4 protein-coding genes are annotated in these 7395 nt (G+C 73.6%); all 4 read right to left on the bottom strand.

The features are described 5' to 3' along the window. A partial coding sequence (locus AB0B63_RS32335; RefSeq protein ID WP_357025824.1) for a beta-ketoacyl synthase N-terminal-like domain-containing protein occupies positions 1-3094 on the bottom strand: 3094 nt, incomplete at its 3' end. A 42-nt stretch (positions 3095-3136) separates the two neighbouring features. Next, the gene (locus tag AB0B63_RS32330; protein ID WP_208570965.1) at positions 3137-3994 is read right to left on the bottom strand and encodes an alpha/beta hydrolase; all 858 of its coding nucleotides are present in this window, start codon (positions 3992-3994) and stop codon (positions 3137-3139) included. Positions 3995-4075: 81 nt separating this feature from the next. After that, positions 4076-5113 carry a ketoacyl-ACP synthase III family protein gene (locus tag AB0B63_RS32325; protein ID WP_357025821.1) on the bottom strand — a complete coding sequence of 346 codons (1038 nt, stop codon included), beginning with the start codon at positions 5111-5113 and terminating at the stop codon, positions 4076-4078. A 48-nt stretch (positions 5114-5161) separates the two neighbouring features. After that, positions 5162-7395, bottom strand: a 2234-nt coding sequence (locus AB0B63_RS32320; protein ID WP_357025819.1) for a phosphopantetheine-binding protein, incomplete at its 5' end; no start/stop codon positions are given.

Here is a 7395-nt window from a genome sequence, read left to right as displayed (position 1 = left end):
CACCCACACCCACACCCGCAACACCCACACCCGAACCCAAACCCACCACCAAACCCACCAACCGCTCCGCCACCAACACCGGAGTCGGAAAGTCGAAGACCATGGAGGCGGAGAACGACTGGCCGGTTTCGGCGGTCACGAGGTTGCGTAGTTCCACGGCGGTGAGCGACGTGATGCCGAGTTCCTTGAAGGTGAGACTGCCGTCGACGTCGGCCAGGTCGGCATAGTCGAGCGTCTCGGCCACCAGGCGACGTACGAGCAGTTCGGCGGCGGGCCGGCGCTCGTGCTCGGGCAGCGCCAACAGCCGCCCAGCCCAGCTGGCCGGGTCGACCTCCGCCGCCCCGGTCGCGGGCTCTTCCGGCGCGGTCGACGGAGGCGCGTCGACCGGCACGGCGGAGCCGGCGGTGGAGGCAGCGGAGGAGGAGGAGGAGGCGGCGGTGTCGATCCAGTACGGTCGCCGCTGGAACGCGTAGGTCGGCAGGTCGACGCGGTCCGCGTCCGGCCACAGTGGGGACCAGTTCACCGGCACACCGTGGGAGTGCAGCCGGGCCAGTGCGGTCAACGCCGTCGTCGGCTCGTCGCGGTCCCGCCGCAGCAGGACGGCGTACGCCGTGTCGTCGGAGCTGCCGGAGCCGGCGTCGTGCTCCGCCTCGGCCAGCCCGGTCAGCACCGGGTCCGGGCCGAGTTCCAGGAACGCGGTGACCCCGGCCGACCGCAGCGTACGCAGGCCGTCGAGGAAACGGACGGGTCGACGGATCTGCGCCGCCCAGTACGTCGGGTCGGTGTATTCGGCCTGCACCAGCTTTCCGGACACGTTCGACACCACCGGCACCTGGGGAGTCCGGGCGGGTATGCCGGCCGCGACGCGGGTGAACTCGTCCAGCGCCGGGTCCATGTGGGCGGAGTGGAAGGCGTGGCTGACCCGGAGCCGTCGGGTCTTGACGGCGAGCTGGTCGAAGCGGGCGGCGAGGTCGGTGACGGCGTCGGCGTCGCCGGAGACGACGACCGCGTTCGGGCCGTTCACGGCGGCGAGGTCCAGCCGTGCGGCGAAGTCGGCGAGGTGGGCGGTCACCACGTCCTCCGACGCGGCGATCGCCAGCATCGCGCCGCCGGCCGGCGCTGCCTGCATCAGTCGACCACGGGCGGCGACGAGCAGACAGGCGTCGGGCAGGGACCAGACCCCGGCGGCGTACCCGGCGGACAGTTCACCGATGGAGTGACCGAGCAGGTAGTCGGGGCGTACCCCGAAGGAGACGGTGAGCTGGTGGAGCGCCGTCTGGAGGGCGAAGAGCGCGGGTTGCGTGTAGCCGGTCTGGTCCAGCGCGGTCGGATCGTCCCAGACGACCTCGCGCAGCGGCCGGTCCAGGTGCCTGTCGAGTTCCGCGCACACCTCGTCGAACGCGTCGGCGAAGACCGGCGAGGCGTCGTACAGGTCGCGTCCCATCCCGGGGCGTTGCGCGCCCTGCCCGGTGAACAGGAAGCCCAGGGTGCCGGTGTCGGCCCGACCGGTGACCAGTCCCGCCCGGCGACGGCCGTCGGCGAGGTCGGCCAGCCCGGCGAGCAGTTCCGCACGGTCGCGGCCGACCACGACGGCCCGGTGGTCGAAGCCGCTGCGGCCGGCCAGCGAACGGCCGACATCGCCGATCGGCACCGTGGGCCGGTCGGTGAGATGGTGGTGCAGGCGGTGCGCCTGGGCGCGCAGCGCCGCCGGGGTACGACCGGACAGCGGCCAGACGACCCGGGCGACGGCGGGTGCGGCCACCGGGGTGCCCGACGGCGTCCCGGGCCCGTCGACGGACGTCGGGGCGTCAACGGCGGCGGGCGGCGCGGGCCACGGGCCGAGGACCAGGTGGCAGTTGGTGCCGCCCATGCCGAACGACGAGACGCCGGCCAGGGGCCGGGTGACGGGCCAGACCGCGAGGGTGGTCTGCACGGTCAGTCGGGTGGCCGCGAAGTCGATCGCCGGGTTGGGCGTCTCATGGTGCAGGGAGGCGGGAATCAGCCCGTGCCGCAGGGCGAGCGCCGTCTTGATCAGCCCCACCACCCCGGCGGCGCCCTCCAGGTGGCCCACATTGGTCTTGGCCGAGCCGACCAGCAACCGGTCACCGGGTGCCAGTGCCGCGCCGACCACCGCACCGAGTGCGGCGGCCTCGATCGGGTCACCCACCGGGGTTCCGGTGCCGTGCAGTTCCACGTACCCGGTGTCGGCCGGGTCGGTGCCGGCCCGGGTGTGCGCGAGCTGGACGACCTGCTCCTGGCCGGCCTGGCTGGGCGTGGTCAGCCCGTCGCCGCCCCCGTCGTTGTTGACGGCACCGCCGCGGATCACGCAGAAGATCCGGTCGCCGTCGGCGACCGCGTCGGCGAGCCGCTTCAGCACGACCAGGCCACCGCCCTCACCGCGGACGTAGCCGTCGGCGTGGGCGTCGAACAGGTGGGTACGCCCGGTGGGTGACAGACCGCCGAAGCCGCGTACGGCGTCGGTGCTCTCCCCGGTGAGGATCAGGTTGACCCCACCGGCGAGCACCATCGTGCACTCGCCGGCGTGCAGCGACTCGATCGCCCGGTGCACCGCCACCAGGGCCGACGACTGGCCGGTGTCGACCACCATGCTCGGCCCGGCCAGGCCCAGCCGGTAGGAGATCCGGTTGGCGATGACGCTGCGGTGCAGCCCGGTCAGCGTGTGCGGGCCGGGGTCGCCGCCACCGCGCCGGGTCAGGGTGGCGTAGTCGTCCTGGATCGTGCCGATGAACACCCCGGTCGACGAGCCGCGCAGCGGCGTCGGGTCGGCGCCGGCGTGCTCCAGCGCCTCCCAGGCCAGTTCCAGCATCAGCCGCTGTTGCGGGTCCATCGCGGCGGCCTCGCGGGGCGACACCCCGAAGAACGGGGCGTCGAAGCCGGCCACGTCGTCGAGGAAGCCGCCACGACGGACCGTGCCCGGGTCGCCGGACCAGCGGTCGGCCGGCGCTTCCCGGATCGCCTCCTCCCCGCGTACCAACAGGTCCCAGAACTCGTCCGGGGAGGCGGCGCCGGGGAATCGGCAGGACATTCCGATGACCGCGATGGCGTCCTGGTACGCGGGGGCAGTGCTTCCCATGGATGGCCGTCCCTGTTCGAGGTTGGGTGTCGGGCGCGGAAGTCAGGCGACGGCGGCGAGCACCTCGTGCAGGCGTGCCGAGAAGGCGCGGGGGTGGGTGGTGTGGCCGTTGCGGCCACCGGGGAACTCCACCACCGCCGTGCCGAGTTCGTCGGCGAGTGCCTCCGCGCAGACGTACGCCCAGATGTCCTGTGAGATGCAGCCGCCGGCCGGGACCACCCGGATGCCGGTCTGCTTGAGCCGGGCGATGTCGTCGGCGTCGAGCTGGCAGTTGCGGAAGGCCGGGCCGTCGTACTTGACGAAGAACTCGATGTTCGCGGCCCGGTCGACCGTCATCGGTTGGAAGTCGACGCCCGGTTCCATCTCCAGCGTGGTCAGGTCGATGCCGCTGAGTGCCGCCATCTGCTTCATGGCGGGGCCCCAACCGTCGTTGTGGTAGGCGCGTTCGGCCGCGGCCACCCCCCGTACGACCCGCTCGCGGGTGGCCGCCGGCAGCAGTCGCAGGGTGGGGGCCTCGTGTGCGACCAGGGTGCGGACCTGCTCCGGGTGGCGCAGCGAGAGATAGAGCCCGATCGCCGCACCGTAGCCGGAGCCGAGCACGTGGGCCGGCTGGTCGGTGAGGTGGGCGAGCAGGGCGCTCGCGTCGTCGGCGTGGGTCTCCATGGTCAGCGCTGCGGGTGGCCCGTCGAGTTTGCTGCGGGACAGGCCGCGCCGGTCGTAGGTCACCACCGTGTACCGGTCGGCGAGTTGCTGTACGAGATAGCTGGTCCGGCCGGCGTCACCCTCACCGGCCTGGAGGACCAGCAACACCGGCCCCTGGCCCTGGACCTCGTAATACAGACGTGCTCCGGGTACGCCAAAGGTCCCGGCATCGACATCGTCGGCCACGATCGCGTCCACTGAATCCCCTCCGTTGCGCACTCGGAACGTGTGACGGTTCGACGCTAGACAGAGGGCCTAGAACGCATCTAAAACGGCACTTCACTCCAGCCAGGACGGCTTCTCCAGCAGGGTGAGGACGGCGGCGGAGCAGAGCCATCCCGGGCCCTGGGAGACCAGCAGGAGGTGGTCGCCGGGGTGGACCTGCCCGGTGTCGAGCAGGTGGTCCAGTGAAATGACCAGGTCGGCGGCGCCGACGTGGCCGACCGACCGGCCATGGTCCCAAGTTGATAGAGAAACGTCGATGCCGAGCGGGCCGAGGGTGGTGAACTCGGTCATCCGGGCGTCCTCGTTGATGGTGATCACCCGGGCCAGGTCGGCGACGTTGAGGTCCGCGTCGACCAGCGCCCGGCGGATGATGCCCACGTCGAACTCGCTGAGGCTCTCCACGGCCCGGGCCAGCGGCATCTCGTCGTCGGTGAAGGCGGCCGCCCGCGCGGTCATCGACACCTGTTCGGCGCTCTGCTCGACCGGCGGGGTCAACGGGCCGTCGCCGCGGTGCCACCGTTCCAGCCCGGGCAGGGTGCCGGAACAGATCGACCGGACCTCGGCGAAGCCGGGTTCGGTGGTGACGACGGCCGCCGCCGCACCGTCGGCGAGGATGTACGAGTCGCCGAAGCCGTGCCACCTGTCGACCAGCGGTGTCTCGAAGTTCTGGGCGGTGGTCAGCAGAGCCACGGCGAGTTCGGCCACGCCGGTGAGCTGCCCGACGGCGATCTCCAGCGCGGCGAGCAGCCCGTTGCACCCCTGCCGGATCTCCAGGGAGCCGGCACCGGCGACTCCCAGTTCACGCAGGATGTAGCCGGGTGGGTAGGAGCCCTCGGGCCCCTGGTAGTAGACGCTCGCGTGGATGTGCGACTCGACGTCGGCGGTTCCGGCCGAGGACCGTTCCAGCGCGGTCCGGGCGGCCAGCACCGCCATGTCGAGGGCGGGCAGTTTCGTCGAGATGTGCGTGCCGGTCAGGCCGCTCGCCTCGAAGACCTCCGCCCGGTACCGGCCGTCCGCGACCGCGTCCTCGGCGCTCACCCAGTCGGGTAGGTGGTGGCCGATCCCGTCGAGATAGACACCTTCGACTCGCACGGGGTCCCTCCATTCTTCAGCTGTGTTCCGCCGCAGCCCGGCGGATCGTCAGTAGCCGAGCAGTTCCTGCCTGAGGTGACGCACCAGGGCGTCGGGCGTGGAGTGGTCGAAGACCACCGTGGGCGCGAGCCGCAGGTCGGTCTCTGTGCTGATCAGGTTGCGGACCGTCAGGGCGGAGAGCGAGTCGAACCCGGCGTCCCGGAACCGCCGGTCCCGTTCGACGGTTTCGGCCGACGCCAGGCCGAGCACCGCCGCGACGTTGCGGCGTACCAGCTCCAGCAGGATCTGGTCCCGGTCGCCCTCGGGCGCGAGCACCAGCCGCTGCTTGAGGCCGGCCGGGGCGTCGGCGACGGCCCGTGCGGTGCGGCGGGTGCCGGCCGGAGCCAACGACCGCAGCAGCGCCGGGGCGTCGGGGGAGCGCGACCAGGCGCCGGCCCCGGCCGCGACGACCAGTGACCCGCCGACACGGCAGGCCGCCTCGACGAGAACGAGCTCGTCGGGTGACAGGTCCCCGGCAGGCCGTTCCCGCAGCAGCGCGACGGTCGGGGTGGCGCTGGTGGCCGTCGCGTCGGGGTGGTCCAGCCGGACCACGGTGGTGGCTGCGTCCCCGCTGCCGTCGCCGGCCTCGATCCCGCACCCGCGCAGGAAGGCCACGGTCGCCCCGCGCGCCGCCGACGCGCCGCCGGTGACCAGCACCGGCCCGGTGACGTCGGGCGGCGTCGCGTCGTCCACCGGGACGGTGACCCGGGCCAGGCGGGGCGTCAGCACCGTCCCGCGACGGACGACCAGGTGCGGTTCGGCCAGGGCGAGCGCCGTCGTCAGTGCCCGCCAGGACGCCTTGACGCCGTCCACCACGACGGTGTCGCCGTGGGCGGGCGTCGCGCCGGCCGGCACCGCGGTGGCCGGCACGGCGGTGGCCGGCACGGCGGTGGCCGGCACGGCGGTGGCCGGCACGGCGGTGGCCGGTACCGCGGCGGTTCCGGTGGTGCCCGCCCGGCCACGGCGGCGGGGGGCCGCGACGGTCGGGTCCGGGCGCAGGGTGACGAGGCGACTGGTCTCCCAGGGGCTGCCGGCCGACGGCGCGGGGTCGGTGTCGCTGAGCAGGATGACGTCCGGGCGGGCCGCGCCGGCTTCGACCGCGGCGGTGAGCGCGGCCAGGTCGGGGTACGCCTCGGCGTAGGTGTCCGCCGACATCAGCCCGGCGCGGGCCCGCAGGGGATCGGCACCGACGACGACCATCGTCGGCGGCGACGGCGGGGTGGCCGGCGTGGACACCGGGACCCACTCCACCCGGAACAGGCCGTCCTGGGCGGCGGCGCTCGCGGTCCGGACCTCACCGGTCGGGCAGGGGCGGGTGGTGACGGCGGCGATCGTCGCCACCGGGGAACCGGTCGCGTCGGCGACGGTGACCTGACCCGACGCGGCACGGTGCACCCGCAGCACGGTCGCGCCCACCGCCCGCAGGGTCACGCCGCGCAACTCGGCCAGCCGGGACGGCGCGTCGGCCGGGTCGTCGACGGCCCGCAGTGCGGCGTCCAGCAGGACCGGGTGCAGTCCGAATTGGTCCGCCTCGGCGCGCTGCCGGTCGGGCAGCCGGACCTCGGCGAACACCTCACCGTCGCGCCGCCAGCGCGCGACACCGTCGGCGGCGGGCTCTCCGGTCGCGGCCGGCGGCGGCCACACCGTCAGGTCGACACCCGGCGACGGTACGCCGACGGCGAGCGTGCCGGAGGCGTGGCAGCGCCAGGGCGCTCCGGCCGGGGTGTCCGCCCGTCGGGCGTGGATGCTCAACGGCCGGCGGGCGTCGTCCCCCGGTGCGCCGATCTCCACCCGCAGGTGGACAGCCGCCCGGGCCGGCACGGTCAACGGCTCGTGCAGGGTCAGGGCGTCGACGTGGTCGAGCCCGACGTCGTCGCCGGCCTTCAGCGCCAGGTCGAGCAGGGCGGTGCCGGGCAGTACGACGGTGTCGCCGACGGTGTGGGCGGCCAGCCAGGGCAGGCCGGCCAGGGAGACGGTGCCGGTCAGCACCACCCCGCCGGAGCCGGGCAGCTCCACCGGGGCGCCGAGCAGCGCATGGTCGCCACGATCGGTGGTGACGCCGGACGGGGTGGTCTTGAGCCAGTAGTGCTCGTGCTGGAAGGGGTAGGTGGGCAGGTCGACCCGGACAGCCTCCGGAACGACCCGACCCCAATCAACCTCCACCCCCGCAACAAACGCCTCACCCAACGACAACAACACCCGACCCACACCACCCTCACCCCGACGCAACGTCGGCACCACCA

It is taken from the genome of Micromonospora sp. NPDC049081, assembly GCF_040648835.1.
Taxonomy (GTDB): Bacteria; Actinomycetota; Actinomycetes; order Mycobacteriales; family Micromonosporaceae; genus Micromonospora; species Micromonospora antibiotica.
The sequence above is the reverse complement of the archived record's forward strand: the minus strand, read 5'-3'. Positions and strand labels throughout refer to the sequence as shown.